Origin of the sequence: Micromonospora sp. WMMD558, from assembly GCF_049315255.1 — a bacterium.
In the GTDB taxonomy this organism is placed as follows: Bacteria; Actinomycetota; Actinomycetes; order Mycobacteriales; family Micromonosporaceae; genus Micromonospora.
Genome location: NZ_CP186061.1, coordinates 4,696,235 through 4,722,263, shown reverse-complemented (window position 1 = coordinate 4,722,263; position 26,029 = coordinate 4,696,235). Strand labels below are relative to the sequence as shown.

The window sequence follows — 26,029 nt, the reverse complement described above, 5'->3', positions numbered from 1 at the left end:
GACGGTAGACCGGTAGCGCGGGCGTACGGGGTTGAATGCCGCAATTCACCCCGATCGGGGGTCTCAGTCGACCTCCAGGTCGTCGAGAGAGATCTTGTGGCTCATCAGCCACCGGGCCAACGCCGTCATCCCGAACAGCCACAGCGGCGCGGACTCGGTGGTGCCGTTGGTGGCGAAGATGGCGAAGCGCAGGTCCGGCGCCCGGTACGCCTCGATCCGCCACTTGTGCTGCTTGTCCCGCCAGACCGCCGAAGGGTCCATGGCCCGACGCTAGGCGACTGCCACCCCCGGCGGGGCCGGTTACGCCCGCTCCGCCGTCGGCCACGCCGCTACCGCCCGACGACGATGCGGCTGTCCCCCGGCAGCCGCCGGGTCACACCCCGCCGGTCCAGCAACTCCAGCAGGGGCACGGCCACCCGCCGGGTCGTGTCCAGCGCCTGCCGCGCGGTGCTGAGCGTGAACGGCTGCGGCAGCCCGGCCAGCACCCGGACGGCGTCGTCGAGCGCGCCGGGCGGCAACACCACGTTGTCGGCCAGCCGCAGCAGCGCCCCCGCCCGCACGGCCGCGCCGATCTCCCGCGGCCCCAGCCCCAGATCGGCCAGGTGGTCCGCCTCCGGGGCCCGGAACGGGTGCCCGGCGTACGCGGCGCGCACCCGCGCGACGGCACGCGCCACCGGCTCGGGCAACACGTCGGCCGCCGCGGCGGTGACCCGCCCCGCGTGCAGCCGCAGCGGGGGCCGCACCAGGGCCGCGACCAGCGCCCGCTCGGGCAGGTCGAGGCGCTGCCGCAGCAGCTCGACCGGGGCGCCCGGTTCCAGTGGGTGCGCGGTCGCGTACCGGTCGACCTCCTCGGCCAGGCGGGTGCCGAGCCGCCGCCAGTGCGCCGGGTCGGCGTGCCAGTCCCCGGCGACCGGCCGGCCCGCCGGTGCGACGCCCATCCGGGTGAGGTCGCCGGCCCGGGCCAGCTTGCGGCGGCGCAGCTCGCCGGCGAGGTCGGGCCGACCGTCCAGGCTGGCCAGTACGGCCGCCCGCGCGGCGGCCGCGCCGCGACGGGCCAGCGGCGGGGGCGCCACATCGAGCACGGTCACGCCGCCGGCGACGTGGTGGCGGCCCGGATCGCGCAGCAGCGCCCGGTCGCCGACCAGCAGCGGCAGCGGGCGGGCCAGCCGCAGCCGGGCGGTGTCCGTACCGAGCGGGCGGACCCGGGCGGGCACGGCGGCGGAACCGACATGCAGGGTGAGGGTGGCCGGCAGGCCGGCGGCCGGGTCGCCGGTCACCCGGACGTCGAACAGGTCGGTGCGGTGGAACCGGCCCGCCGCGAGCAGCGCGTCGCCCCGGCCGAACCGCTCGCGGGGCGTGCCGCGCAGGTTGACCGCCACCCGGGCGACGGCGGCGACCTCCGCGCGGGCGACGCCGAGGCAGTGCAGCCCGCGGACCCGGACCGCCTCACCGGTCGCCGCGCATTCCAGCTCGTCCCCGACGGCGAGCCGGCCGGCGCCCAGGGTCCCGGTCACCACGGTCCCGCTGCCCCGGACGGTGAAGCTGCGGTCCACCCAGAGCCGCACCGGGGCGTCCGCCACCGGGGCGGGGAGGGCACCGGCCAGCCGGTCCAGGGCCGCCCGGAGCTCCGGCAGCCCGGCGCCGGTCACCGCGCTCACCGCCACCGCGTCGACGGCGCGCAGCGACGTGCCGGCCAGCTGGTGCCGCGCCTGCGCCAGCGCCGGCCCCGGCTCGGCCAGGTCCGCGCGGGTCACCACCAGCAGCCCGTACGACACGCCCAGCGCGTCCAGCGACGCCAGGTGCTCGGCCGACTGGGGCATCCAGCCCTCGTCGGCGGCGACGACCACCAGCGCCGCCGGCACCGGGCCAACCCCGGCGAGCATGTTCGGCACGAACCGCTCGTGCCCGGGCACGTCGACGAACGCGACCGTCCGCCCGGACGGCAGGGCGGTCCACGCGAACCCGAGGTCGATCGTCATGCCCCGCCGGCGCTCCTCGGCCCACCGGTCCGGCTCCATCCCGGTCAGTGCCCGCACCAGCGTGGACTTGCCGTGGTCGACGTGCCCGGCGGTGGCCACCACGAACATGGTCAGCCGTCCGTGGGGACGCGCAGCACGGCGGCGCGGACGGTGTCGTCGGCGTCGGCGGGGACGCAGCGCAGGTCCAGCAGCAGCCGGCCGTGGGCCACCCGCCCGAGCACCGGCGGCTGCCCGGTGCGCAGCGGGTACGCGTACGACTCGGGCAGGCTCAGCGCCCACGAGGCCAGCTCCACGCCGGGAGCGCCGCCCCCGCCGACCACGGCGACGGCCGGTACCACCTCGGCCTTGCACCCGTCGGCGGCGAGGGCGTCCCGTAACCGCTCGGTGCGGGCCCGCAGCGCCGCCGGCTCGGCGTGCAGCGCCGCCCGGGTGGGTGTCACCGGGTCGGCGAGGGTGGCGCCCAGCGCCGCCAGGGTCACCTTGTCCACCCGCAGTGCCCGGGCCAGGGGGTGGCGGCGCAGCCGCCGCACCAGGCCGGCGTCGCCGAGCAACAACCCGGCCTGCGGCCCGCCGAGCAACTTGTCGCCGCTGGCCGTCACCAGCGCCGCTCCGTCGCGCAGCGTGGACGCGGCGTCCGGCTCGTCGGGCAGCAGCGGGTCGGGGACGAGCAGGCCGGAGCCGATGTCGGCGACGACCGGCACCCCGAGGGTGGCCAGCGCGCGCACCGGCACCGTCGAGGTGAAACCGCTGACCTGGAAGTTCGACGGGTGCACCTTGAGCACGAAGCCGGTGTCCGGCCCCAGCGCGGCGGTGTAGTCGTCGAGGTGGGTACGGTTGGTGGTGCCCACCTCGCGCAGCCGCGCGCCGGTGCTCACCAGCAGGTCCGGCAGGCGGAAGCCGTCGCCGATCTCCACCAGTTCGCCCCGGCTGACCACGATCTCCCGGCCGGCGGCGAGCGCGGTGGCGGCGAGCACCAGCGCGGCGGCGCCGTTGTTGACCACGTGCACCGCCCCGGCGTCGGGGACCGCGGCGGCGAGCGCGTCGAGGGCGTCCCGGCCGCGCCGGGCCCGCCGGCCGGTGGCCAGGTCGAGTTCGACGTCGGTGTGCCCGGCGGCGGCCACCACCGCGGCGACGGCCGCCGGCGACAGCGGCGCGCGGCCGAGGTTGGTGTGCAGCACGACCCCGGTCGCGTTGAGCACCGCCCGCGGCGCCGGGGCGGGGAGAGCCGCCAGCGCGGCGTCGCGTACCCCCTCGGGGGTTGTCTCGCCCCGCCGCGCCTGCTCCTGCGCCCGGCGCACGGCCGCCTTCACCCGGTCCCGGCCGTGGGTGGCGACGGCGGCGGCGACCCGCGGGTCGGCCAGCAGCGTGTCGGTGCGCGGCACCCGCCGGCGTGGATCGGCGCTGCCGTCGGCTGTCACGTCAACTCCCACCGTGCTTGGCGGAGACGGACGGGAATCGAACCCGCCTGGCCCGGGTCCCGGACCACACCGGTTTTGAAGACCGGGAGGGGCACCAGCCGCCTGAACGCCTCCACGCAGCATTTGACCACAGCGCGGCCCGCCGCGGCCCGCCGGGCGGCGGTGCCCGCCCGAGCGGACCGTCGCAGCCGGCCGTCCGGGCCGCACCGGCTCGGCGGGCTACCGTCGGCGAACTCGCACTGGCCGGGCGGCCGTCACCGGCTGGGCGTGTCGGCACTGGCTCGGCGGGCCGTCACCGGTCGGCGTCGCCGGTCTCCGCCCGCCGCCGCGCGACCCGTTCCCGCTGCGGCACCACCGTGTACTTCGGATCGCGCGCCGAGGCGACCCCGCCGTAGAAGATCCCGAACCGGGTGGCCACCGACCCGGCGAGCAGCGCGACCCCGGACGCCACGGAGGCGATCCGGCTGCGCCGGCCGAGCAGCGCCCCGGCAGCCCCGGCGACGGTCAGCGCCCGCGCCGCGCGCAGCAGCCGGCCGGGCCGGCCCGTCGTGTAGGGCTCGCTGAGCAGCCCGAGCCGTGTCTCCACGCGGTGCGAGCCGTACAGTTCGAGGGCCGCGCCGGCCACCGCCAGCCGGCGGGCCGGGCCGGCCTCGTGCGGCGGCGCGGCGACCAGACCGACGCCGGCACCGCTGGCCAGGGCGCTGCCCGCGAAGATGACCGGCAGTTCCGGGTACGCCTCGTGCCACGACGGCACGGCCGTGTCGGCGAGCAGCACCCCGGTGTACGTGGCCAGGGCGGGCGCCGTCGCCGCCGCGGCCAGCCCGGCGGCGTGCCCCACCGGCGGCAGCACCCGGCGCACCACTCCGGGAACCCCGCGCCGGGGCAGCCACGGGGCGGCCTCGGCGACCGCCGCGAGCCCGGCCGCCGGCCCGTACGCGGTGAGGATCCACGTGCCGACCGACATCGGCGAGGTCGGCTTCGCCACCCGCAGCATGTGGTGGAACCGCTCCGGCCGGCCCAGGTCCTTGACGAGGAAGACCGCGCTGGCGGTGACCGCGGCCAACGCGGTGACCCGCCCGGCCCGCCGTAGCACCGGCCGGCCGGTGAGCTGCCCGCCGGCGGCCAGCAGCGACGACCCGGCCGCCACGCCACCGGTGAACAGGTACGCGGCGATGTCCCACGTCCACACCGGCGGCTTGAGGATGGGCCGGCCGTAGTAGGAGGTGAACTCGGCCTCCGGGACGGCCAGGTCCCGGTAGCGGCGGAACCGGTCACCGACCGGGCGGTCCGGACTCACGAGGACCCTCCGACGAACGCGGCGACGGCCGCCGCCGCCATGGCCAGGGCGGCCAGGCCGGCCCGCTTCCACATCCGCGGCAGGTCCCGCGTCGTCACCACCGGGTCAGGAGGCAGCCCGTACACCTCCGGCTCGTCCAGCAGCAGGAAGAACGCGCCGTCGCCGCCCACGCCGTCGGTCGGGTCGTGCCCGTAGAGCCGCGCCTCCGGCACCCCCCGCTCGTGCAGGGTGGCGACCCGGGCGGCCGCCCGCTCCCGCAGCTCGTCCAGCGGGCCGTACTGGATGGACTCGGTGGGGCAGGCCTGGGCGCAGGCCGGGGTCTTCCCGGCGCCGATCCGGTCGTAGCAGAGCGTGCACTTCCACGCCCGACCGTCGTCCTTACGCCGGTCGATCACCCCGTACGGGCACGCCGAGACGCAGTAGCCGCAGCCGTTGCAGATGTCCTCCTGCACCACCACCGTGCCGAACTCGGTGCGGAACAGCGCGCCGGTCGGGCAGACGTCCAGGCAGCCCGCGTGCGTGCAGTGCTTGCACACGTCGGACATCATCAGCCAGCGGAAGTCGGTACGCCCCTCGGCGCTGCCGGTGCGGCCGGGCGGGCGCGCCGCCGGCATGCCGAGGAACCGCGTCCCGTGGCGCTCCGCCCCACCGGCCCCGCTGCTCGTCGCCATCCGGGCGGCCGCCTCGGACGAGCCCGGTGGCACGCCCGGGTCGGTGCCGGTGTCGTTCGGGCTGCCGGCGGCGACGGCCGCCGACGCGGAGCTCACCGCGGCCCCGGTCGGGTTGCCCGCGAACGGCGGCGTCCGGTGCCCGGCCGGCCGGGGCTGCTCGATGAACGCCACGTGCCGCCACGAGTTCGCGGTCAGCGCGCCGGTGTTGTCGTACGACATGCCGAGCAGGTCGAAACCGGATGCGGGCACGCCGTTCCACTCCTTGCAGGCCACCTCGCAGGCCTTGCAGCCGATGCAGACGCTCGTGTCGGTGAAAAAGCCCATCCGTGGTGGCGCCGCGGTCCACCCGGCGTCCGCGGCGGGGTCGAGCGGCCCGTGGAGGCTGTCGCCCTCCAACATCGTCATACCTGCCCCCCGTCCGTGCCGGCGTCGGTGGTGACGATCGGCACGCTCCGCTCCCCGGTCAACCCGGCCCGACGCTGATACTCGGCGACCAGGTGGAGCAGCGGCGGCCCGGTGGGCCGCCGGCCCGGTCGGATGTCGCAGGTACCCACCTTGCTCTCCTGGATGAGCACGTTCGGGTCGAGGCTGATCCCGAACAGGTCGTTGACCGAATCGCCGGTCACCATCCCCTGACGGCCGAAGTGGTACGGCAACCAGACCTGGTGGATCACCCGGCCCTCGACCCGCAGCGGTGTGAGCCGGTCGGTCACCAGCACCTTGGCCTCGATCACCGCGCGACCGCTGACCAGGTGCGCCCAGCTCAGGTGCGCCAGCCCGACCTCGACGGCCAGCTCCGGCGACACCTCCACGAACATCTCCGGCTGCAACTCGGCCAGCGGCCGGACGAACCGGCTCATCCCACCGGCGGTGTGGTGCTCGGTGAGCCGGCTGACGGTGAACACGTACGGGTAGACCTGGCTGTGCGGCTCCGGCGGGCTGGGATTGATCCGGTTCACCGGATGGTGGTAGATCTTGCGCATCGGGTTGCCCTGCTGCCCGTACATCAGGTTGCGCATCGGCGACTCGGGCGGTTCGTAGTGCGTCGGCAACGGCCCGTCGAGGACGCCGCTGGGCGCGTACAGCCAGCCCTTGCCGTCCCCCTGCATGATGAACGCGTCGTCGCCGGAGATCGCCTCCACACCCGCGGCACCCGGCGGCGGCCGGTACGACGGCGGCTTCGTCCGCTCGAAGTCCGGCACGTCGTAGCCGGTCCACTCGCCCTTGCCGGCGTCCCACCAGACGTACTTCTTGCGCTCGCTCCACGGCCGACCCTCCGGGTCGGCGGAGGCACGGTTGTAGAGGGTGCGCCGGTTCGCCGGCCAGGCCCAGCCCCACTCGGCGGCCACCCAGTCCTGCTCGTGCCGCGGCTTGCGGCGCGCGGCCTGGTTGACCCCGTCCTGGTAGACGCCGGTGTAGATCCAGCAGCCGATCGCGGTGGAACCGTCGTCGCGGGCCTCGGTGAACGACGGCAACAGACGGCCGGTGGCCACCTCGTACCCGTTGATCTCGCGCAGCACCGCGTCGGCGCTCGGCTCCGCGTGCGGACCGTGCGTGGGGTAGTCCCACGCGAGGTCCAGCAGGGCCCGGTCGCGCGGCTTGTCGGAGCCGGCCAGCCGCTCCCGCAGCCGCCGCCCCAGGTGGTAGAAGAACCACAACTCCGAGCGGGCGTCACCCGGCGGCTCGACCGCCTTCTCCCGCCACTGCAGCACCCGCTGGGTCTGCGTGAAGGTGCCCTCCTTCTCCACATGCGACGCGGCCGGCAGGAAGAAGACCTCGGTGCGGCACTCCTCCGGCACGATCTCACCGGTCTCCACCTCCGGGCTGTTCCGCCAGAACGTCGCGCTCTCGATCATGAACAGGTCGCGGACCACCAGCCAGTCGAGGTTCGCCATGCCGAGGCGCTGCGCCTTGCCGTGCGCCGAGCCGACCGCCGGGTTCTGACCGAGCAGGAAGTACCCCTTGACCTTGCCGTCGATCATGTTCAGCACCTGCTGGTACGTGCCGTGATCGCCGGTCATCCGCGGCAGGTAGCCGTAACAGAAGTCGTTCTCCGGCGTCGCCGCGTCCCCCCAGTACGCCTTGAGCAGGCTGGCGGCGTACGCCCGCGCGTTCGCCCAGTAGCCCTTCTGCCCCGGGTGGCGGATGCTGTCCACCCACTGCTGGAAGGTGGGGTGACTGGCGTGGTGCGGCATCGGCAGGTAGCCGGGAAGCAGGTTGAACAGCGTCGGGATGTCCGTCGAGCCCTGGATGCTGGCGTGCCCCCGCAGCGCCAGGACGCCGCCACCGGGTCGCCCCACGTTGCCCAGCAGCAACTGGATGATCGCCCCGGTACGGATGTACTGCACGCCGACACTGTGCTGCGTCCAGCCCACCGAGTAGACGAGCGCGCCGGTCCGCTCCCGCCCGGAGTTCTCCGTCCAGGCCCGGGCCAGCTCGAGGAACTTCTCCTGCGGGACGCCGCAGACCCGCTCCACCATCTCCGGCGTGTAGCGGGCGAAGTGACGCTTGAGGATCTGGTAGACGCAACGCGGATGCTGCAACGTCTCGTCCCGCATGGCGACGGCCGCCACCGGCATACCGTGCGACTCGTGGCGCAGGCCGGCAGCGCTGTCCCGCTCCCGGCCCGTGTCCTCGATCCCGCCGTCCCGCTCCTGGCCCGCGTACTGCCAGGTGGTCTGGTCGTACGCGCGCGTCTCCCGGCTGAAGCCCGAGAAGAGCCCGTCCAGGTCCTCGGCGTCGACGAAGTGCTCGCTGACGACCGTCGCCGCATTGGTGTAAGCCAGCACGTACTCCCGGAAGTCAAGCTCGTTCTCCAGGATGTAGCGCACCACCCCGCCGAGCAGGGCGATGTCGGTGCCCGCGCGGATCGGCAGGTACGTGTCGGCGAGCGCGCTGGTGCGGGTGAACCGCGGATCGACGTGGAAGACCTTCGCGCCGCGCTTCTTCGCCTCCATCACCCACTGGAAGCCCACCGGATGGGCCTCGGCCATGTTCGAACCCTGGATGACGATGACGTCAGAGCGCGAGAGCGCCTGCTGGAAATCCGTCGCCCCACCGCGACCGAAGCTGGTCCCCAGACCGGGGACGGTGGCGGAGTGTCAAATGCGCGCCTGGTTCTCGATCTGGAGCGCCCCCATCGCGGTGAACAACTTCTTGATGAGGTAATTCTCCTCGTTGTCCAGGGTCGCCCCGCCCAGGCTGGAGATGCCCAGCGTCCGGTTCAACGGCCGGCCCTCGCTGTCGACGTCCTCCCAGGTCTGCTCACGGGCGGCGAGGACCCGGTCGGCGATCATGTCGAGCGCGACGTCGAGATCCAGATCCTCCCACTCCGTGCCGTACGGCCGGCGGTAACGGACCTTCGTCTCCCGCAACGGACTCGTGACCAGGCTCTTGCTGGCCGAACCCTTCGGGCAGAGCCGGCCGCGGGAGATCGGGCTGTCCGCGTCGCCCTCGATCTGGACGACCTGCTCGTCCTTGACGTAGACCCGCTGCCCACAGCCAACCGCGCAGTACGGACACACCGAGCGGGCCACCCGGTCCGCGGTCTCCGTGCGGGCGGTCAGCTCCGCCGATCGCTTCGACTGCGCCGCGGCACCCCGGCCGAGCGGATCGGTGCCGGTGAGCTGCCGGTAGACCGGCCAGCCCTCGATGAAGGTCCGCAGACCCACCGCGCCACCCCCTCCCGGCGCCGACCCCGACCCCTCGAACCTTAGGGCAGCCGACCGACACTCGCGACCCCGACCACCGCGATTACCTCGGATACCGGGACCGCCCGGGCCGGGCGGGGTTTCCTGCTGTGGAGGCAGTGCCGCCCCCGAGCCCGGTGTGGGCTCGGGGGCGGCGCTGGGGTGTCGGTGTGCAGGTCGCCTCTCGGCGAGTGGCGCGTGGCGGCTCCAGCCGGACTGGTATTCCGCGACGGCATTTAAGGTGAGGCCCGGGGACACTGGACACACCGACACCCGACTCAACACGCTACCCCGCCCTCCTGTTCCACCCACCCCGGTGACCACGACCACGTCCGGCGCGGGGGTGCGGATACACCGCTGGCCGGCACCCGGATTTCGGGTGCCGGCCAGCGGCTTGGTTCCCCCTGTCGAGGAAAGACTGTGGGTCAGTTGTTCCAGTGCTCGGCGACGAGGTCGGCGGCCTGGGTCTCCCACTGGGCGTAGTGGAACGGGTAGGCCGACACCTGCACCGTCTGGGCGGCCTTGGTCAGCGGCATGTCCTGCCAACCGTCGACCTGCTTGAGACCCTTCAGGAACGCCAGCGTGGAGTACTCGGGGTCGGTGATCTGCTCGACCGTGCCCCACCCGCTGGACGGGCGCTGCTGGAACAGGCCCTGCGAGTCGTGGTCGTTGCGCTCACCCAGGTGACCCAGGTTGACCAGCTTCGACTCCTGCAACGCGGTGGCGATGGCCACCACGGCGGCCCGCTCGTCCATGTCGGCCTTCTTCGTCGCCGCGATGATCGCCTTCACATTCGCGACCTGCTCGTCGTCCAGGTCGACACGCGACTGCTTGCCCTGCACACCGTGCGGAATCAGCTTGCCGGTGTCGGGCTTGTCGGCCAGCACCGTGGCGGCGACCGGCTTCGACTCCACCACGGGGGCGGCGTGAGCGGGGCCGGCGAACACACCGGTGGCGAACGCCAGACCAGCAACACCCAGAACGCTCTTACGCAGCATCGTGTTCATCACCAAGCTCCATTCGGGGGATCGACACCACCACCACGAGGGGGACCACGGCGGGGTGCGAGCACCACTCAGGCACTCGAAAGACTTCGGGGGATCCCGTCCACGGCCCAGGGGGTGGACCAGACGGGGTGCAACCAAGACCGGCAACCCGGGGGATCCGCAGGCCACACCCTGCGGGGTGGGCGGCGCTCGTGATGCCGGGACCAGATGTAACGACCGCCGGCCCGCCATCATTCCGGGGCCGCTCGCCCTGCCATCAAGGCGGGGCGCTGCTCGATCGTCCAGGTGATGTAACGACCCCGCCCCCGCCCCCATTCCACCCCCACCATGCCGCCGACCACCCCCAAACCAGACACCCGGGCCTGACACGGCACAGACCAACCGGACATACCACCCAGCCGGCGCAGGGGACGCATCGAGATCATGGAAGAATTCGGCCCCTCCAGGGGCCAAACCCTTCCAAGATCTCGCCACGGAACAGGGCTGAGCCGACACCACCCACCCGGCCAGTCTGGCGTTACGCTGACACCATGCAGGGCCTCTCCCCCACGGCAGCCGGCGTGCCCCATCAGGCACGGCCCGGCCGACCCGCTGTGGTGGCCCGTACGCTCGCCGAGCTGGCCGGCCCGACCCGGGGCGTCGTCGAGCTGCCGGTACGGCTGATGTGGTGCCCGGACCGCCGCTTCGACCTGGGCGACCCGGACCAGTTGCTGTGGATGTACGAGAACGTCCTGCGGGAGACCACCCGCACCGACGATCTTCGCGATCTGATCAACGGCCGGACGTTGCGACGGGTGTGGCGGTTGCTCAACCTGCCGCGAGGCGTACGCCAGGCGTGGGAGAGCCGTCACCCCGGTCTCCGTACGGCGTGACCACCGCGCACCTGCACGGGTTCTACCGGGAGGTGGCCCGGCTGGCTCTGTCGGCGGCCGGGCCGCACCGGTTCGTGCTGGGCGGTGGCGTGGCGTGGGCGGCCCACGGGCTGGTGACCCGCCCGACCGAGGACGTGGACCTGTTCGCCGACGTCGAGGGGGCCGCCGCGGCAGCGGCCGGGGACGTCCGGGTGGCGTTGGAGCGCGCCGGTTTCGTCGTGGAGGACGCGGATCCGGACAGTGAGCTGGCCGGGCTGTTCGACGGCTTCGACCGGGATCTGCGGGACTTCGTGGTGAGCCGGGACGGGCGGCAGCTGCGGCTCAGTCTGGCCCGCCTCGACCGGCACCGCAGCCCGGTCGTGATGGACCTCGGCCCGGTGATGGACGTCCGGGACCTGATGGCCAGCAAGACCGCCGCCCTGGTGAACCGGCGCGAGGTCCGGGACTACATCGACGTGGCGGCGGCCCTCGACCGGCACGACGTCGCCGAGTTGCTGGCGCTCGCCTGGCAGCTCGACCCTGGCCTGGACCCGGCGGACGTCCGCGACGCCGGCCGCTACCTCGACCGGCTGCCGGACGCCCGCTTCGCCCGCTACGGCCTGGGGGCCGCCCGCGTCGCGCACGTCCGCAGCCGCTTCACCACCTGGCCCCGCTGACCGTCCACCCGCGTCGGCCAGCGCCAACCTGACGCCGCCCACCGCACCCGGGAGCCGCAGACCCGAGGACGCGGCGGTCGGCGTCCTCCTCCTCGCCGAGGTACGAGCGGCTCCGGGGTCATCTCCCCTACCCTGGCCGGCCGGCCGGCCGGCCGGAAACGGATGACGGGAGCACCGAGGGAGCCGCCCCGCCGCGGCTCGGGTCAGGCGCCGTGCCGCAGGTCCCAGCGGTGCGGGTCGTCCGGCTCCGGGCGGTCCCGACGCGGCTCGGTCTCGGTCAGCTCGACCCGCTCCTCCGGGCGGGCCGCCGGGGGCAGCTCGCCGAACCGGGCGTGCCGCAGGAAGGTGTACTCGTCGTCGGTGAACGGCGGCTCACTCATCGGGCGCCTCCCTCGTCGGCATTCATTCTCCGCCCGTCCCTGGTCGCCTGGCCAGCCGTGATCCCGGGCGCTGGCCAGGCGGTGAATTCCTGCCCCGTCACACCGCGTAGAGCGTCCTAGGATCCTATGGGAAAGGAGCGTGCGGGGAGGCGGTCCACCAGCGCCAGCGCGGCCCGCACCGGCATCCGGGCCAACGTCTCGTCGAAGCTCGCCCGCCCCTGACAGAACCGCACGAACATCCGCCAGCCCGGTGGAGTCGCGAGCAGCGCGTGGAAGACCTCCGGCCGGCGGGTGAACGCGTCGAGGAGGCGGTGCCCGGCACGCATCGACGGCACCAACACCTCGGCGACCCCCCGCTCGTACCCCGGCAGGTCGTCGGCGACCACCGCCGCGCCGGCCAGCGCGCCGGAGCGCAGCGCGTAGCTGATGCCCTCCCGGCTCCACGGCTCCAGCAGACCGGCCGCGTCACCCGCCACGAGCACCCGCCCCCGACGCACCGGCGAATCCTCACGGCGACAGCGGGTGAGGTGGCCGGAGTCGTGCACCGGCTCCACACCCGACAGACCCAGCCGCTCCACGAACGACCGCAGGTACGCCCGGGTCCGCTCCCCCGCCCCCCGCGCCGCGATCACCCCCACCGTGAGCAGATCGCCCTTCGGGAACACCCACGCGTACGAGCCGGGCAGCGGCCCCCAGTCCAGCAGCACGCGGCCCCGCCAGCGCGCCTGCTCCGCCGGCGGCACCGGCAGCTCCAACTCCAGCCCCAGGTCCACCTGCCGGTGGCGGACACCCACGTGCCGGGCGGTCACCCCGGAGGACCCGTCGGCGCCGATCACCGTACGGGCGGTCACCGCCTCCCCGCCGGCGAGCCGCAGGCGTACCCCCTCGGGAACCTCCTCGACCGCGCGGACCGCGACCCGCTGGCGCAGCTCCGCCCCGGCGGCGACCGCGGCCGCCCGCAGCCGGTCGTCGAACTCCTCCCGGCGCACCATCGTCACCAGCGGCCCCTCGTCGTGACGGCGGGTGAACCGGCTCCGCCCGTCCCGGGTGAACGTCACCCGGTCCACCCGGTCGTGCGCCGGCACCTCTACCCGGTCGCCCACCACGGCAAGGGACGTGCCGATCAGGCCGCCGCCGCAGGTCTTGTACCGCGGATGCGCGGCACGCTCCACCACCAGCGTGCGGACACCCGCGCGGGCGGCCACGTTCGCGGCGGACAGGCCCGCCGGACCCCCGCCCACCACCGCGAGATCCCAGAAGGTCACCGCTGCAGCCTAGGGCCTGTCCGGCCGATCATGTCGAGCCGAGGCGAGGTCGAAACGGCCCGTCACACGGGACCGGCGCGGCACCCCACACCGCCCGATCGGGTGGGCATCTTCGGTCACCCGCCGGGTAACCGCGGCGCAGGCCGCCTGCACCGTGGGCGGGTACCGAAGGAGGACGACATGCAGCAGGTGCAACTGTCGGAGGTCGAGGAACGGGTGTACGACGCGGTCGCGACCCTCGAAGCGCGTGGCCAGGTCCCCTACCCCGACCTCATCGCCGAGGAGACCGGGCTGACCGAGGAGCAGCTCCGCGCACCCCTGCACCAGCTCACCCAGAAGAACCTCCTGCACCGCGAGGACTCGCCCATGGCCGGCCTGGACTTCGGCCCGCGGTTCTGCGCGCAGCAGCTTGCGTGACGCTTCACCACCCGGGCTCGGGGTAGCGGTCAGCGTATGCGTGATCGTCCGTCTCCGGGCCCGACGGCACGCCCCGCCGGCGACCCGCCACCCGGGCACCGGCGGCGCTGGCCGGCCCTCGGAGTCGGTCTCGTCGCCGCCTTCATGACACTGCTCGACGTCAGCATCGTCAACGTCGCCGTCCCGTCGATGGAGCGCGCACTCGGAGCGTCCCCGAGCGACCTCCAGTGGGTGCTGTCCGGGTACGCGCTGACCTTCGGGCTGGTGCTCGTGCCCGCCGGCCGGTTCGGCGACGCGCACGGCCGGCGTACCGCCTTCGTCGTCGGCATCACCCTGTTCACCGTCACCAGCGCCGCCGCCGGCCTGGCACCCTCCCCCGCCTGGCTGGTCGCCGCCCGCCTGCTCCAGGGCGCCGCCGCCGGGGTGGTCAACCCGCAGGTCACCGGGCTGATCCAGGAACTGTTCCAGGGCCCCGAACGGGCCCGGCCGTTCGGGCTGCTCGGCGCGACCATCGGTATCTCCACCGCCGTCGGCCCCCTCCTCGGCGGCCTGCTCATCCACGTCGGCGGCACCGAACACGGCTGGCGGTGGGTGTTCTTCGTCAACGTGCCCGTCGGCGTCCTCGCCGTCGCCCTCGGCTGGCGGCTGCTCCCCCACCGACCGCGGGGCCGCCCCGACCACCGGCGGCTGGACCCGTTCGGCGTGGTGCTGCTCGGGATCGGCGTGCTGCTCGTCCTGCTGCCCCTGGTACAGCAGCAGTGGCGCAACCCGGCCAGGTGGCTGCTCGTACCGGCCGGGCTGCTCGCGCTGGCCGCCTTCGCCGGATGGGAACGGTGGTACGCCCGCCGCCGCGAGCCGCTGTTCGACCTGCGGCTGTTCGGCGTCCGATCGTACGGGCTGGGCGCGCTCATCGCGCTGATCTACTTCGGCGGCTTCACCGCCATCTTCTTCGTCTTCACCCTGTACCTCCAGAACGGCCTCGGCTACAGCGCGCTCGTCGCCGGCCTGGCCATCACCCCGTTCGCCCTGGGCTCGGCCGCCGCGTCCGCCATCGGCGGCCGGATCGTCAACCGGTACGGCCGACCCCTCGTCGCGGTCGGGCTCCTCGCCGTCGTCGGCGGCCTGCTCAGCGTCGTCCTCGCGCTGGACCGGGTCCCCGCCGGCGTACCCGTACCGTGGTGGACCGCCGCACCGCTGCTGCTGGCCGGTCTCGGTAGCGGCCTGGTGATCGCGCCCAACCAGACCCTCACCCTCTCCCAGGTCCCGGTCCGTCAGGCGGGCAGTGGAGCGGGCATGCTCCAGACCGGGCAACGCATCGGCTCCGCCGCCGGCATCGCCGCCGTCGGCTCCACCTTCTTCTCCGCCCTCGCCGCGAGCGGCGGCGACTGGTCGGTCGCCTTCCGGAACTCACTGCTGATCGCCAGCGGCACCATCGCGCTCGCGCTGGTCGCGGCCCTCGTCGACATCCTCCGCAGCCGCCGGGGCTGAGCTCTTTCCGGGGGTACGCCGGCCGGCCGGTTCAGCTCTTCAGGGGTACGGGCGGGGTTTCCTGCTGTGGAGGCAGTGCCGCCCCCGAGCCCGGTGTGGGCTCGGGGGCGGCGCTGGGGTGTCGGTGTGCAGGTCGCCTCTCGGCGAGTGGCGCGTGGCGGCTCCAGCCGGACTGGTATTCCGCGACGGCATTTAAGGTGAGGCCCGGGGACACTGGACACACCGACACCCGACTCAACACGCTACCCCGCCCTCCTGTTCCACCCACCCCGGTGACCACGACCACGTCCGGCGCGGGGGTGCGGATACACCGCTGGCCGGCACCCGGATTTCGGGTGCCGGCCAGCGGCTTGGTTCCCCCTGTCGAGGAAAGACTGTGGGTCAGTTGTTCCAGTGCTCGGCGACGAGGTCGGCGGCCTGGGTCTCCCACTGGGCGTAGTGGAACGGGTACGCCGACACCTGCACCGTCTGGGCGGCCTTGGTCAGCGGCATGTCCTGCCAACCGTCGACCTGCTTGAGACCCTTCAGGAACGCCAGCGTGGAGTACTCGGGGTCGGTGATCTGCTCGACCGTGCCCCACCCGCTGGACGGGCGCTGCTGGAACAGGCCCTGCGAGTCGTGGTCGTTGCGCTCACCCAGGTGACCCAGGTTGACCAGCTTCGACTCCTGCAACGCGGTGGCGATGGCCACCACGGCGGCCCGCTCGTCCATGTCGGCCTTCTTCGTCGCCGCGATGATCGCCTTCACATTCGCGACCTGCTCGTCGTCCAGGTCGACACGCGACTGCTTGCCCTGCACACCGTGCGGAATCAGCTTGCCGGTGTCGGGCTTGTCGGCCTGCACGGCGGCGGCGAGCGACGTGGTGCCGACCGTGCCGGCGGTGGTGGTGTCGTGGTTCAGCGGGCCGGCGGCGAGACCACCGGCGACGGCCAGACCAGCGATACCGAGAACGCTCTTACGCAGCATCGTGTTCATGATCAAGCTCCATTCGGGGGAAGACGCCACCCGCCACAGGGGGATCGGGCGTGGTGACGCAAGCACCGTCCGGCGCTCACAGACATTCGGGGGATGATCACCAGTCCCAAGGGGGGCGGGCAGGTGGTGCCGGGACCAGATGTAACGACCAGGCGGCCGCCATCATTCCGGCCGGCCCGAGGGGCCGCATCCACCCGCTCGGGGCGGGGCCCTGCTCGATCGTCCAGGTGATGTAACGACCCCGCCCCCGCCCCCATTCCACCCCCACGATGCCGCCGACCACACCCCCAAAACCCGACACCCGGCCTGACACGGCACAGACCAACCGGACACACCGCCCAGCACGCGCAGGTGACGCACCGAGATCACGGAAGAATTCGGCCCCTCCAGGGGCCAAACCCTTCCAAGAATCCCACCCCGCGGAACTGCACCACCCACCGCAACCGCCTAGCCGAGCCGAGCGAGGAGCGCGACCGTCCAGAGCAGACGGACGCCGGACACGGCAATTACGAACCCCGATGGAAAGACTGGAGAACACTGGCCGTGCGGGGCAGCGGACGGGGCGTACTTGACGGTAGACACATAGACCATGACGAACACCCTCGACCGTCGTACCCTCCTGCGTGTCGCCGGCGCCTCAGCCGGCACGGCCGTGCTCGCCGGCGCCACCCTCGCCGGCCCGGCCCAGGCCGCCGGCGGCGCGTTCCGACACGGCGTGGCCTCCGGTGACCCCCTGCCCGACGGCGTCCTGCTCTGGACCCGGCTCACCCCCACCGAGGAATCGCAGCCGGGCTCCGGTGTCGGCCCGGACGTCACGGTGGCCTGGCAGGTGGCCGCCGACCCGGACTTCGCGTCGGTGGCCGCGCAGGGGACGCTGGTGACCGGTCCCGCCCGTGACCACACCGTCAAGGTGGCGGTCAGCGGGCTGGCGGCGGCCACGACGTACTGGTTCCGCTTCGGCTACGCCGGAGCCTGGTCGCCCATCGGTCGCACGATGACCGCCCCGGCGGCGGACGCCGAGATCGACCGGCTGCGACTGGGCGTGGTGTCCTGTTCGAACTGGGAGGCGGGGTACTTCGCGGCGTACCGGCACCTGGCCGAGCGGGGCGACCTCAACCTGGTGGTGCACCTCGGCGACTACCTGTACGAGTACGGCACCGGTGAGTTCGCCGCCGGGGACACGGTGGTGCGGCCGGTCCGTCCGGCGCACGAGACCCTGACGTTGCAGGACTACCGGATCCGGCACGCGCTCTACAAGAGCGACCCGGATCTGCAGGCCCTGCACGCGGCGGTGCCCTGGGCGATCACCTGGGACGACCACGAGGTGGCCAACGACCAGTGGTCGGGTGGGGCGGAGAACCACACACCGGGCACCGAGGGCAGCTTCACCGACCGGGTGGCGGCGGCGCGCCAGGCGTACACGGAGTGGATGCCGGTGCGCACCGGCGCGGACGGTGCCATCTACCGGCGGCTGCGCTTCGGCCGGCTCGCCGACCTGTCCATGCTGGACCTGCGTACGTACCGGTCGCAGCAGGCCTCGGGGGTGGCGGTCGACGACCCGCGGCGGACCCTCACCGGCGACGCGCAGATGGCGTGGCTGAAGGCGGGCCTGGCGTCGTCGGACGCGCGCTGGAAGCTGGTCGGCAACCCGGTGATGATCTCCCGGCTGGACGTGGGCGCCCTGCCGGCGTGGCTGTTGGGGCCGCTGGGCACGCTGCTGGGCATCCCGCAGAACGGGGCGGTGCTCAACACCGACCAGTGGGACGGGTACAACGCCGACCGCAACGAACTGATCGACCACCTGCGGTCGAACGGCACGAAGGACGTCGTCTTCCTGACCGGTGACATCCATACGTCCTGGGCGAACGAGGTGACCACCAGGTCGACCGGGCTCAGCGACCCGGCCGCCGCCGAGTTCGTGGTGCCGTCGGTGACCAGCGACAACGTCAACGACTTCCTGGGCCTGCCGGCGGGTAACGCGCTCAGCGCCCTGGGTGCGGGCCTGATCCGCTCCACCAACCCGCACGTGCGGTGGACGGAGCTGGACGGGCACGGCTACGGCGTGCTGGAGGTGACCCGGCAGCGCTGCCGGATGGACTGGTACCACCTGGCCGACCGGACGCGCGCCGCGACCGGTAGCCGCTGGGTGGCGGGGTGGTCGGTGGCCGCCGGCTCGGCGCGGCTGCGCCGGGAGAGCGCGCCGCTGGTCTGACGACGAGGACATGACGAACCGGCCGGCCCCGTTCGGGGACCGGCCGGTTCGTCATGCGGTCGTCACCAGTTCTGGGCGACGATGTCGGCCGCCTGCTCCTCCCACTGCGCGTAGTGGAAGGGGTACGCCGAGACCTGCACCGTCTGCGCGGCGGTGGTCAGCGGCAGGTCCTGCCAGCCGTCGACGTTCTTCAGCGCCTCGAAGAACGCCGTGGAGGCGTACTCCGGGTCGGTGATCTGCTCGGGCGAGCCCCAACCCGACGACGGACGCTGCTGGAACAGGCCCTGCGAATCGTGGTCGTTGTACATGCCCAGGTGGCCCAGGTTGTACAGCTTCGACTCCTGCAGCGCGGTGGCGATGCCGATGACCGCGCCACGCTCGCCGACGCCGGTCTTCTTGGCGACCTTGATGATCTCCTTGGCGTTCTCCCGCTGGGCGCCGTCGAGCGGTACGCGCGACTGGGCGCCCTGCACGCCGTGCGGAATCAGCTCCTCGCGGGTCGGCTTGCCCGCCCGCGGCTTGTCGGTGGTGCCGCCGGTCGTCAGGCCCGACTCGACGGGCACGTCGGACGTGCCCGGCCCGGAGTCGCCCGGCTTGGCGCTCTTGCCGGTGGCCAGTTCGATGGCGGCCACGGCACCCGCGTGCGGGCCGCTGGTGATGGGTGCGGCCACTGCCGACGGGGCGACGGCCAGGGCGCCGATGGCGGCGACGCCGGCCACGCTGAGCGCGACCTTGCGGTTCGGTTCCTTCGTGATGGCCGGAAGCCATCCGGCGATCTTCTGGTGCGAGTCCTTCGCGATGGCCGGGAGCCATCCAGTGAAGTCGTACTTCACGATGTGCCCTTTCGGTCAGGCGAAGCGCTCCGGAATGAGCACTCCATGGGGGAACTGCCACGCCGGAGGGGTTTGAGTTCCGGCAGTACGGGGGACACAACCCGGTTGGGCAGGTGGTCATTCCGGGGAACCAGCTTCGGCGACGGGTCTGCGGTCCAGGTCACGCCGAGTTTCCGACATCCGGTCGGCGACGGCGCAGAGGACGACAGACCGGCCGGGCGCAGGCCTCACCGGCCATCACGCCCGAGGGTGGGTCGGAACCGGACACCGAGCGCGCCCGTGCCGAATCGGGGCGGGAGTGTACCCGGAACCGGTGCTCCCGGACGGCCTCCGAGCACCGCCGAACGCCGGGGCTAGAGTGGGGACTCGACCGGGAGGCGAGGACGGTGACCACTGGGGCCGTGGTCGGCCAGGTCGACCTGGGTGACCACATCTGCTGGACGCACGACGACGAGACCAGCGGTCTCGACGCCGTGGCCTGGTTCGTCCCCACCGGTCTCCCGCGGGACCAGAACGTCCGCTGTCTCCTCGGTGCGCCCGGCCCGGGGAGGGTCCTGGCCGCCGTACGCGAGCGGGGCGCGGGGATGGCGTCGTGACGGGGACGTTGCCGGCTCAGGACGAGTTCGTCCACGAGGGGTTGTTCTACCGCGACACCGACGCGCTGGTCGCCGGCCTGGTGCCGTTCGTCGCCGGCGGTCTGGCCGCCGGGGAACCGGTCCTGGTGGCGATGCCCCGCGCCCACCTGGACCTCGTCCACGACGCCGTCGCGGAGCCGGACGCGGTGTGCTGGGCGGACATGGCCGACGCCGGGCGCAACCCGGGGCGGATCATCCCGTGGGTGTTGCAGGCGTTCGTCGACCGGCACCCCGGCCGGCGGGTACGCATCGTCGGCGAGCCGATCTGGGTCGGGCGCAGCGCCGCCGAGTACCCGGCGTGCGCCCAGCACGAGGCCATGATCAACCGGGCCTTCACCGGCCGAGCCGCCACGATCCTGTGCCCGTACGACGCGGCGGGCCTCGACGACACCGCCCTGGCCGACGCGTACGCCACCCATCCGGTGCTCGTCGACGCCGCCGGCCGCCGGTCGAGTCCCGCGTACGCCCCGTCGGACGTGGTGGCCCGCTACAACGCGCCGCTGCAGGCGCCGGCCGAGCCGGTCGACGTCCGCGCGTACCACGTGGACACGCTGCCCGAGCTGCGCCGCTTCGTGGCTTCCCGGGCGGCGGTGGCCGGCCTCGCCGCGGACCGGGTGGCGGACCTGCAGATCGCCGTCACGGAGCTGGCTGCCAACAGCGTCGCCCACGGGGGCGGCAGCGGTGTGCTCCGCGTGTGGACGAGCCCCGAGCACCTGGTGTGCGAGATCCACGACGGCGGCTGGCTGAGCGATCCCCTCGCGGGCCGGCTGACCCCGGCGAGCGACGGCATCGGCGGCCGGGGTCTGGTGATCGTCCACGCCCTCTGTGACCTGGTACGCGTGCACACCACGCCGGCCGGCACCTCGGTACGCCTGCACATGCGGCGCCCGCTCTGACGCCGGCGCCGGAACGCCCCGGCACACCCGCGACCGCCGCGCCGGAACGCCCGGCCACGGCCCGCGACCGACGCGTGTGCCGTTCAGTGCCCGCGGGCCACCCACTCCTCCAGGTGCGGTGCCTCGGCCCCGACGGTGGTGCTCGCGCCGTGCCCGGTGTGCACGATCGTCTCCGGTGGCAGCGTGAACAGCAGGTTCCGGACCGAGCGGATGATCGTGCCGAAGTCGCTGTACGAACGCCCGGTGGCGCCCGGCCCGCCGGCGAACAGGGTGTCGCCGGTGAACACCACGCCGAGCGCCGGCACGTGGAAGCTGCACGCGCCGGGGCTGTGCCCGGGGGTGTGCAGCACGAGCACACTGGTGCCCGCCACCTCGACGGTCGCACCGTCGCGCAGCTCCCCACCCGGCGGCTCGTCCGGGTGCACGAGATCCCACAGGACCCGGTCGGCGGGGTGCAGGAGCACGGGCGCGCCGGTCGCCCGGGCCAGCGCAGGCGCCACGCGGACGTGGTCGTCGTGCGCGTGGGTGGCGAGGATGGCCCGCACCCGGCGATCGCCGACGACGGCGAGGATCGCGTCGACGTCGTGCGGCGCGTCCACGACGACGCACTCGGTGTCGTCGCCGAGCACCCACACGTTGTTGTCGACGTCGAACGTCTGCCCGTCGAGGGAGAAGGTGCCGGCGGTGACGGTGTGGTCGACCCGGGCGGCCATCAGAAGACCACCACCGAGCGGAGCACGTCACCCCGGTGCATGCGGGCGAAGGCCTCCTCCACCTGGTCCAGTGCGATCTCCTCGGTGACGAACGCGTCCAGGTCGAGCCGGCCCTGCAGGTAGAGCTGGGTGAGCGTCGGGAAGTCGCGGCTCGGCAGGCAGTCGCCGTACCAGCTGGACTTGAGCGCGCCGCCGCGTCCGAACACGTCCAGCAGCGGCACCTCGACCGTCATCTCCGGGGTGGGCACGCCGACCAGCACGACCGTGCCGGCGAGGTCACGGGCGTAGAACGCCTGCTTCCACGTCTCCGGCCGGCCGACCGCCTCGATGACCACGTCGGCGCCGACACCGCCGGTCGCGGCGCGGATCGCCTCCACCACGTCCTGCTTCGTGGCGTCGACGGTGTGGGTGGCGCCGAAGCGGCGGGCCCAGTCGAGCTTCCGGGCGTCGGTGTCCACCGCGATGATGGTGGTGGCGCCGGCCAGGGTGGCCCCGGCGATGGCCGCGTCGCCGACGCCGCCACAGCCGATCACGGCCACGGAGTCGCCGCGGGTGACGCCGCCGGTGTTCATCGCCGCACCGAGGCCGGCCATGACGCCGCAGCCGAGCAGGCCCACCGCCGCCGGCCGGGCCGCCGGGTCGACCTTGGTGCACTGTCCCGCGTGGACGAGGGTCTTCTCGGCGAAGGCGCCGATCCCGAGGGCCGGGGCGAGTTCGGTGCCGTCGGTGAGCGTCATCCTGCGGGTCGCGTTGTGGGTGGCGAAGCAGTACCACGGGCGACCCCGGCGACAGGCCCGGCACACCCCGCAGACGGCCCGCCAGTTGAGCACCACGAAGTCGCCGGGCGCGACGGAGTCGACGCCGGCACCGACCTGCTCGACGATGCCGGCCGCCTCGTGCCCGAGCAGGAAGGGGTAGTCGTCGTTGATCCCGCCCTCGCGGTAGTGCAGGTCGGTGTGGCAGACCCCGCAGGACAGGACGCGGACCACCGCCTCGCCCGGCCCGGGATCCGGCACCACGATCGTCGTCACCTCGACCGGCGCGCCCTTGCTGCGGGAGATGACTCCCCGGACCTGCTGGCTCACGATCTCCTCCTGCTCCGCGGCGTCGCCCGCCGCCGGTCGACAGACGCGGTGCCCCGGCACCGCCGATCACGCTTCCGGGTGAAAATACCGCCGAAGTTCCCGATCGTCGTGGCGGCGCGGGGGTTAGCGCCACCGGTGCGGGGTAGGCGGGCGCACGGTTCGATCGTCCGACGGGAGTGGGCCATGAAGGTCAGCCATGTGCCGCTGCGGGTCAGCATCGGCGCGTTCATCCTCAACTCGGGGTTGAGCAAGCGGGGACTGGAGGGCGAAGCCGCTCAGGGCATGCACGGGATGGCCGTGGGAGCCGTCCCGCAGCTCCGGCAGCTCGACCCGGACCGGTTCGCCCGGCTGCTCTCCCGGGCCGAGACCGCGCTGGGGGTCGCACTGCTCACGCCGTTCGTCCCGTCGGTGCTGGCCGGTCTGGGTCTGGCCGCGTTCGGCGCCGGCCTGGTGCAGCTCTATCTCAAGACGCCCGGGATGCGCGAGGCCGGCAGCCTGAAGCCCACCCAGCAGGGCATCGGTCTGGCCAAGGACTCCTGGCTGCTCGGGGCCGGCCTGACCCTGGTCCTCGACGACCTCATCCTCCGCCGCCGGTTCAGCTGAGCACCGGACCGGACGCATCCCTGCCGGCCGCCGGTCAGGAGGTCGCCGGCGCGACGGCCGGCGCCGGGGCGGCCTGCTCGGCGGCGTGGCGACGCCGGGCGGCGTTGCGCCAGCGCAGCACCTGCACCGCTCCGAGCGCCCAGAGCGCGTACTGCACGCCGAAAGCCCAGCGGAACGCGGTCAGGTCGGGTGTGCCGCGCCCGCCGGGAGTGGCCAGGTCGAGAACCACGCCGACCGCGAGGACGAGGCCGATCGAGGCGACGAAGCCGCCGACGTTGACGATGCCGGCGGCGCTGCCGATCCGGTTGACCGGATTGAAGGTGCGGGCGTAGTCGAAGCCGATCATCGAGCCCGGGCCGTTGACGGCCAGGACCAGTACCAGGGTCACCAGCAGCCAGTCCGGCGCGCGGCCCGGCCAGGCGAGCACGACCGTCCAGACCGCCGCGGTGGCGCCGGTGATGGCGAAGACCAGCACCGAGCGACGGTACGGGTGCCGGGCGCACAGGTGCGCGATCACCGGCCCGGACAGCAGCGTCGCGACCGTCATGAGGGTGAGCAGCGAGGCGGCCGCGGTGGGGCTGAGGCCCTGTCCCTGCACCAGGAACGGATACCCCCAGAGCAGGGCGAACACCGCGCCGGAGAACTGGGTGACGAAGTGCGTCCAGAGCCCGAGTCGGGTGCCGGGCTGGGCCCAGGCCGCGCCGAGCTCCCGGCGCACGGCGGCGAGGGTGGGGGTCGGGCCGGTCGCGGTCTCCCGGTGCGGTGTGTCCCGGACGGCGGCGACCACCATCACCAGCACGGTCGCGCCGACCGCGGCGGCGACGAGGAAGGCGGTGGTCCAGCCCGCGCGGTGCAGCAACGCCACCAGGGGTACGGCGCCGAGGATCGCCCCGAGCTGCCCGAGCGTGCCGGTCAGCTGGGTCACCAGCGGGTTGCGGCGTCCGGGGAACCAGAACGCCACGATCCGCAGCACGCTGATGAAGGTCGTCGCGTCGCCCAACCCGACCAGCATCCGGGCCAGCACCGCGAGGCGGACGTCGGTGGCGAGGGCGAAGCAGAGCTGACCGGCGAGCATCAGCGCACCACCGGCGATCAGCAGCCGGCGGGAGCCGAACCGGTCGAGGAGCACCCCGACCGGCACCTGCATCGCCGCGTACACCGCGAGCTGGGCGACGGAGAACGTGGCCAGCGCCGCGGCGTTGATGTGGAACCGTTCCACGGCGTCGACGCCGGTGACCCCGAGCGAGCTGCGGTGGAACACCGCCGCCACGTACGCGGTCAGGGCCACCCCCCAGACCAGCGCGGCGGAGCGACGGGGCACGACCGGGCCGGCGGCGACCGGCAGGATCACCGCAGTGTCCGCGCGATCTCCCTCGGGCGCCGAGGGATGCGTCATGCCTCCATGATGCGGCCGGGTCGTCCGTCGAGGTACGCCGCCCACCGGGACGGTGGCTCAGGCCACGCCGGTGCGCGGAGCGGCCCGTCCGACGGCGACGTCAGGACGGCGCCGTTTCCCGCACGAGCAGTCCGTCCGGGTCGACGGCGACGGGGCCGGCGAAGGGTGCGCCGAACCCGCCGAGCAGGTCGGCGAACCAGCGGGCGTCGTCCGGGCCGGCGCGCTCCAACCGCAGCCGCCGCATCCGCACCGGGACGGCCCGCAGTCGGCGCAGCCGGCCGGTCGCCCAATCGAGCGTGGGCAGCCACAGCAGGCGCAACTGCGGCCGGTACGCCTCGTACCCGCCGATGCCCTCGTAGTCGTCGACGAGGTCGCCGCAGCCGTAGAGGACGAGGCGGTCCCGGTACACCTCGACGGGGCGCGGGTGGTGGGAGGAGTGCCCGTGCACCACGTCCACGCCCGCGTCGACGAGGCGGCGGGCGAAGGCCACATGTTCGGGCGGCACGTCGTACCCCCAGTTGGTGCCCCAGTGCACGGAGACCACGACCCGGTCCCTGGGCCGCGCTTCGGCGGCGATCCGGGCGGCCAGGGCTTCCGCCGACGCGGCCGACACCTCGGGCAGGTACGCGACGCCCGCCCGGTCGTCGCTCGCCGCCCAGTGCGGCGGCACGCCGCTCGACGGCGCGGCCACGGACCAGACCAGCAGGCGGCCGTCGGTGCGGCGCACCACGGCGGGCCGCCAGGCGGCGGTGGCGTCCGGCCCGGCGCCGGCGGTCGCCACCCCGGCTCCGGCGAGCGCGTCCAGGGTGTCGGCGAGACCCACCGGCCCGAAGTCGAGGCAGTGGTTGTTGCCCAGCACGCAGACGTCGAGCCGCGCGGCGGTCAGTGCGGCGACGTTCGCCGGGTGCATCCGGTAGTGGACGCCCTTCGTCGGGTCGTGCGTCCCCCGCCCGGTCACGGCGGTCTCCAGGTTGACGATCCGCACGTCCGGGGCCGCCGCGTCGAGCAGGCCGAGCGCGTCCCCCCAGAGCCGGTGCGGTGGCGCCGGCCTCGGGACGGGTCCGTTGGCGGCCTCGGCGAGGGCCACGTACTCGCGGGCGTCGCGCACCGCCGCCTCCCGCAGATCCGGCGGGGCCGGCCGGGCCAGGACCGCGTCGACGCCGCGGCCGGTCATCACGTCGCCGCCGAGCAGCAGCGTCAGGTCGCCCATCCGGTCCGTGTTCCCCGCCCGGCCGCGCCCTCACCTGCCGCATGGACACGTCGCCCGCGCGGTGGCAGGGCCGCCGATTCGCCCGTCACCTGCCGCTGCCGGCGGGCCGGAACCGGGCCGGGCGGCACCGGATCGAGGCGCGCAACCGGGTGCTGACCGCCGCCCTGCGACGCCCCACCGGCATGGTGCTGCGCGCGGCGGCCGGCGCCTCGCGGGACCCGGCCGGCGAGCGGGCAGCGGTCGCCGCGGCGGCGCCGGCGGCGAACTGACCCGGCGCGTCGGCGGGCCGCCGTAAGGTGGGGACGGAGCGTCGGCAGCGCCGGGCCCGCCGC

Annotated in this window: 24 protein-coding genes and 1 tRNA gene; 9 read left to right on the top strand and 16 right to left on the bottom strand. The window is 73.9% G+C overall.

The features are described from left to right. Positions 1–63: 63 nt before the first annotated feature. The 8 genes from ACN26Y_RS22350 to ACN26Y_RS22315 all read right to left on the bottom strand — a co-directional run bounded on the left by ACN26Y_RS22350 (position 64) and on the right by ACN26Y_RS22315 (position 10,061). On the bottom strand, positions 64–261 hold the full coding sequence (locus ACN26Y_RS22350; RefSeq protein ID WP_155332165.1) for a hypothetical protein: 198 nt from the start codon (positions 259–261) through the stop codon (positions 64–66). Between the two features lie 68 nt (positions 262–329). Next, on the bottom strand, positions 330–2,087 hold the full coding sequence (gene selB, locus ACN26Y_RS22345) for a selenocysteine-specific translation elongation factor (protein ID WP_155332164.1): 1,758 nt from the start codon (positions 2,085–2,087) through the stop codon (positions 330–332). A 2-nt stretch (positions 2,088–2,089) separates the two neighbouring features. Further along, positions 2,090–3,397 carry an L-seryl-tRNA(Sec) selenium transferase gene (gene selA, locus ACN26Y_RS22340; protein WP_155332163.1) on the bottom strand — a complete coding sequence of 436 codons (1,308 nt, stop codon included), beginning with the start codon at positions 3,395–3,397 and terminating at the stop codon, positions 2,090–2,092. A gap of 18 nt (positions 3,398–3,415) precedes the next feature. Beyond that, a tRNA-Sec gene (locus ACN26Y_RS22335) sits at positions 3,416–3,511 on the bottom strand. Between the two features lie 178 nt (positions 3,512–3,689). Then, positions 3,690–4,694 carry an NrfD/PsrC family molybdoenzyme membrane anchor subunit gene (gene nrfD / locus ACN26Y_RS22330; protein ID WP_155332162.1) on the bottom strand — a complete coding sequence of 335 codons (1,005 nt, stop codon included), beginning with the start codon at positions 4,692–4,694 and terminating at the stop codon, positions 3,690–3,692. After that, the gene (locus ACN26Y_RS22325; RefSeq protein WP_155334240.1) at positions 4,691–5,764 is read right to left on the bottom strand and encodes a 4Fe-4S dicluster domain-containing protein; all 1,074 of its coding nucleotides are present in this window, start codon (positions 5,762–5,764) and stop codon (positions 4,691–4,693) included. The genes nrfD and ACN26Y_RS22325 overlap by 4 nt, the downstream gene beginning before the upstream one ends. A gap of 2 nt (positions 5,765–5,766) precedes the next feature. Next, positions 5,767–9,036 carry a formate dehydrogenase gene (gene fdh, locus ACN26Y_RS22320; RefSeq protein WP_422733475.1) on the bottom strand — a complete coding sequence of 1,090 codons (3,270 nt, stop codon included), beginning with the start codon at positions 9,034–9,036 and terminating at the stop codon, positions 5,767–5,769. Between the two features lie 443 nt (positions 9,037–9,479). Continuing rightward, positions 9,480–10,061 (bottom strand): hypothetical protein, encoded by a 582-nt coding sequence (locus ACN26Y_RS22315; protein WP_422733474.1) that lies wholly within the window; start codon positions 10,059–10,061, stop codon positions 9,480–9,482. A gap of 530 nt (positions 10,062–10,591) precedes the next feature. Here ACN26Y_RS22315 and ACN26Y_RS22310 point away from each other — a divergent pair. Together ACN26Y_RS22310 and ACN26Y_RS22305 are read left to right on the top strand one after the other, a co-directional pair. After that, the gene (locus tag ACN26Y_RS22310; protein WP_155332158.1) at positions 10,592–10,933 is read left to right on the top strand and encodes a hypothetical protein; all 342 of its coding nucleotides are present in this window, start codon (positions 10,592–10,594) and stop codon (positions 10,931–10,933) included. Continuing rightward, positions 10,930–11,589 carry a nucleotidyl transferase AbiEii/AbiGii toxin family protein gene (locus ACN26Y_RS22305; RefSeq protein ID WP_230688715.1) on the top strand — a complete coding sequence of 220 codons (660 nt, stop codon included), beginning with the start codon at positions 10,930–10,932 and terminating at the stop codon, positions 11,587–11,589. The genes ACN26Y_RS22310 and ACN26Y_RS22305 overlap by 4 nt, the downstream gene beginning before the upstream one ends. 203 nt (positions 11,590–11,792) lie before the next feature. Here ACN26Y_RS22305 and ACN26Y_RS22300 read toward each other — a convergent pair whose 3' ends face one another. Next, complete coding sequence (locus tag ACN26Y_RS22300; RefSeq protein ID WP_196255662.1) at positions 11,793–11,969, bottom strand: hypothetical protein; 177 nt, start codon at positions 11,967–11,969, stop codon at positions 11,793–11,795. Between the two features lie 116 nt (positions 11,970–12,085). Next, positions 12,086–13,234: a geranylgeranyl reductase family protein gene (locus tag ACN26Y_RS22295; protein WP_422733473.1), complete on the bottom strand. Its 1,149-nt coding sequence runs from the start codon at positions 13,232–13,234 to the stop codon at positions 12,086–12,088. Between the two features lie 180 nt (positions 13,235–13,414). On the opposite strand from ACN26Y_RS22295, the gene ACN26Y_RS22290 reads away from it, so the two are divergent. Further along, positions 13,415–13,651 carry a hypothetical protein gene (locus tag ACN26Y_RS22290; protein ID WP_155332155.1) on the top strand — a complete coding sequence of 79 codons (237 nt, stop codon included), beginning with the start codon at positions 13,415–13,417 and terminating at the stop codon, positions 13,649–13,651. A 36-nt stretch (positions 13,652–13,687) separates the two neighbouring features. Next, complete coding sequence (locus tag ACN26Y_RS22285; protein ID WP_422733472.1) at positions 13,688–15,139, top strand: MFS transporter; 1,452 nt, start codon at positions 13,688–13,690, stop codon at positions 15,137–15,139. Positions 15,140–15,520: 381 nt separating this feature from the next. Here the strand turns inward: ACN26Y_RS22285 and ACN26Y_RS22280 are convergent, their stop codons facing one another. Then, a complete protein-coding gene (locus ACN26Y_RS22280) occupies positions 15,521–16,114 on the bottom strand; it encodes a hypothetical protein (protein ID WP_422733471.1) in 594 nt (197 codons plus the stop codon). Positions 16,115–16,703: 589 nt separating this feature from the next. Between ACN26Y_RS22280 and ACN26Y_RS22275 the strand changes: the two genes are divergently transcribed. Continuing rightward, entirely contained in the window at positions 16,704–18,326 is a 1,623-nt protein-coding gene (locus ACN26Y_RS22275) for an alkaline phosphatase D family protein (RefSeq protein ID WP_155332152.1), read from the top strand. Between the two features lie 62 nt (positions 18,327–18,388). Here the strand turns inward: ACN26Y_RS22275 and ACN26Y_RS22270 are convergent, their stop codons facing one another. Continuing rightward, on the bottom strand, positions 18,389–19,159 hold the full coding sequence (locus ACN26Y_RS22270; RefSeq protein WP_155332150.1) for a hypothetical protein: 771 nt from the start codon (positions 19,157–19,159) through the stop codon (positions 18,389–18,391). A gap of 386 nt (positions 19,160–19,545) precedes the next feature. Between ACN26Y_RS22270 and ACN26Y_RS22265 the strand changes: the two genes are divergently transcribed. Both ACN26Y_RS22265 and ACN26Y_RS22260 read left to right on the top strand, forming a co-directional pair. After that, on the top strand, positions 19,546–19,755 hold the full coding sequence (locus ACN26Y_RS22265) for a hypothetical protein (protein WP_155332149.1): 210 nt from the start codon (positions 19,546–19,548) through the stop codon (positions 19,753–19,755). Then, complete coding sequence (locus ACN26Y_RS22260) at positions 19,752–20,690, top strand: anti-sigma factor RsbA family regulatory protein (RefSeq protein ID WP_422733470.1); 939 nt, start codon at positions 19,752–19,754, stop codon at positions 20,688–20,690. Before ACN26Y_RS22265 ends, ACN26Y_RS22260 begins: the two co-directional genes overlap by 4 nt. 83 nt (positions 20,691–20,773) lie before the next feature. On the opposite strand, the gene ACN26Y_RS22255 is transcribed toward ACN26Y_RS22260, so the two are convergent. Both ACN26Y_RS22255 and ACN26Y_RS22250 read right to left on the bottom strand, forming a co-directional pair. Further along, positions 20,774–21,403: an MBL fold metallo-hydrolase gene (locus tag ACN26Y_RS22255; protein ID WP_155332147.1), complete on the bottom strand. Its 630-nt coding sequence runs from the start codon at positions 21,401–21,403 to the stop codon at positions 20,774–20,776. After that, positions 21,403–22,488, bottom strand: coding sequence for an S-(hydroxymethyl)mycothiol dehydrogenase (locus tag ACN26Y_RS22250; RefSeq protein WP_366603502.1), 1,086 nt, complete (start codon positions 22,486–22,488; stop codon positions 21,403–21,405). The genes ACN26Y_RS22255 and ACN26Y_RS22250 overlap by 1 nt, the downstream gene beginning before the upstream one ends. A 183-nt stretch (positions 22,489–22,671) precedes the next feature. Between ACN26Y_RS22250 and ACN26Y_RS22245 the strand changes: the two genes are divergently transcribed. Next, positions 22,672–23,091, top strand: a complete 420-nt coding sequence (locus ACN26Y_RS22245; protein WP_155332145.1) for a hypothetical protein — start codon at positions 22,672–22,674, stop codon at positions 23,089–23,091. Positions 23,092–23,125: 34 nt separating this feature from the next. Here the strand turns inward: ACN26Y_RS22245 and ACN26Y_RS22240 are convergent, their stop codons facing one another. Beyond that, positions 23,126–24,487 (bottom strand): MFS transporter, encoded by a 1,362-nt coding sequence (locus ACN26Y_RS22240; RefSeq protein WP_155332144.1) that lies wholly within the window; start codon positions 24,485–24,487, stop codon positions 23,126–23,128. A 100-nt stretch (positions 24,488–24,587) separates the two neighbouring features. Next, positions 24,588–25,697: a CapA family protein gene (locus ACN26Y_RS22235; RefSeq protein WP_422733469.1), complete on the bottom strand. Its 1,110-nt coding sequence runs from the start codon at positions 25,695–25,697 to the stop codon at positions 24,588–24,590. A gap of 41 nt (positions 25,698–25,738) precedes the next feature. Between ACN26Y_RS22235 and ACN26Y_RS22230 the strand changes: the two genes are divergently transcribed. Further along, a complete protein-coding gene (locus ACN26Y_RS22230) occupies positions 25,739–25,966 on the top strand; it encodes a hypothetical protein (RefSeq protein ID WP_155332142.1) in 228 nt (75 codons plus the stop codon). Positions 25,967–26,029: the final 63 nt, after the last annotated feature.